The following is a 1,799-nucleotide window of genomic DNA, read 5'->3' on the forward strand; positions in this document are numbered from 1 at the left end:
GGGATGCCGTTGGTTAATCCGGGGCCGAGCGTGACGTCGGCCTTCAAGGCCCGGTTGGGGTCTTGAAGGCCGACGTTGTCGTTTGGGGAGGACGCAGGTGTCGATGCAGCCTAGGGAGGCGGGTGAAGTCCCGGGCGAGACGGTACGGGTGGCCAGGGCGGCGTTCCCGAAGGGGAGCCTGGCGATCCGGCTCAGGGACGAGCTGGGGGTGCTGTTCACCGACGAGCAGTTCGCCGCCCTGTTCCCTGTCCGGGGCAGGCCCGCGTGGTCGCCGGGCCGGCTGGCGCTGGTGTCGGTATTGCAGTTCGCCGAAGGGCTGCCGGACCGGCAGGCGGCCCTGGCCGTGCGGGCCCGGATCGACTGGAAGTACGCCTTAGGCCTGGAGCTGACCGATCCCGGCTTCGACTACTCCGTGCTCAGCGAGTTCCGCACCCGGCTGGTGGAGGCCGATGCCGGGCAGCAGGTTCTCGACCGGGTCCTGGACGCCGCCCGCAAGGCCGGCGTGCTCAAGCCGCCAGGCCGGGCCAGGACGGATTCCACACATGTACTGGCCGCGATCCGGTCGCTGAACCGGCTGGAGTTCGTCATCGAGACCCTCCGAGCGGCGCTCAACGCGCTCGCGGCCGCCGCCCCCGACTGGCTGACCGCTCATGCCGACCCGGCCTGGTTCGACCGGTATGCCTCCCGGCCGGAGGATTACTGGCTGCCCTCCGCCAAGGCCAAACGGTGCGAGCTGGCCGAGCAGACCGGCCGGGACGGCATGCGCCTGCTCGCCGACTCATACGCTCCCGACGCGCCGGGCTGGCTGCGTGAACTACCCGCCGTCCAGACCCTGCGCCAGGCATGGGTGCAGCAGTACTTCCTCGACGCGGAGGGCGAGGTGAGGTGGCGGGCCCCAAAAGAGTGCCCGCCAGGCGCGTTGCGCCTGGTCAGTCCCTATGACACCGAGGCCCGCGCGAGCGTGAAGCGGGACATCAAGTGGGACGGCTTCAAGGTCCACCTCACCGAGACCTGCGACCCCGACACACCCCACCTGATCACGAACGTGCTGACCAGCGACTCCACAGTCCAGGACATCAAGGCCACCGATCTCGTCCACGACACCCTCGCCGCGAAGGACCTGCTGCCGAATGAGCATCTGCTGGACGCGGGCTACATCGACGGCCCCCGCATCGTCACCGCCGCCCAGGAACACGGCATCACCCTGACCGGCCCCATCCAGGGCGACACCACCGCCCAGGCCGCCGGCCCCTACAGCCAGACCGCCTTCACCGTCGACTGGGACAACAAGGCCGTGACCTGCCCGAACGGCATCACCACCGGCCAGTGGCGCGATGCACTCTCCCACCGCGGCACCCGGGTCATTCGCATCGCGTTCTCCCCCACCGACTGCCGCCCCTGCCCCGCCCGCCCTGAGTGCATCAGCTCCACCCGGGCCACGAGACGGGAAATCACCCTGCGGCCCCGCTCGGAGCACGAGGCGATCCGGCAGGCCCGCGCCGCCCAGGGCACCCCCGAGTGGAGGGAACGCTACGCGGCCCGCAACGGCATCGAGGGCACCATCTCCCAGGCCATCCGCAGCACGGGCCTGCGGCAATGCCGCTACCGCGGACTCGACAGAACCGCGCTTCAGCACCAACTCACCGCAGCCGCGATCAACCTCGCCCGCCTCGACACCTGGACCACCGCGGCGCCCCGGGCCCGCACCCGAACCTCCCACCTGGCAGCACTTCGCCCCGCCGAGCAACAAGCTCGGCGGGGCGAAACAACCCGGACCCCGGATTAACCAACGGCATCCC

1 protein-coding gene is annotated in these 1,799 nt (G+C 70.4%); it reads left to right on the top strand.

From position 1 onward, the window contains the following. Positions 1-97 precede the first annotated feature (97 nt). Positions 98-1,786 (top strand): IS1182 family transposase, encoded by a 1,689-nt coding sequence (locus AB0C46_RS40665; RefSeq protein ID WP_362834172.1) that lies wholly within the window; start codon positions 98-100, stop codon positions 1,784-1,786. The last annotated feature ends 13 nt before the right edge of the window (positions 1,787-1,799 follow it).

This window comes from Streptomyces sp. NPDC048637 (assembly GCF_040650675.1).
GTDB lineage: Bacteria > Actinomycetota > Actinomycetes > Streptomycetales > Streptomycetaceae > Streptomyces.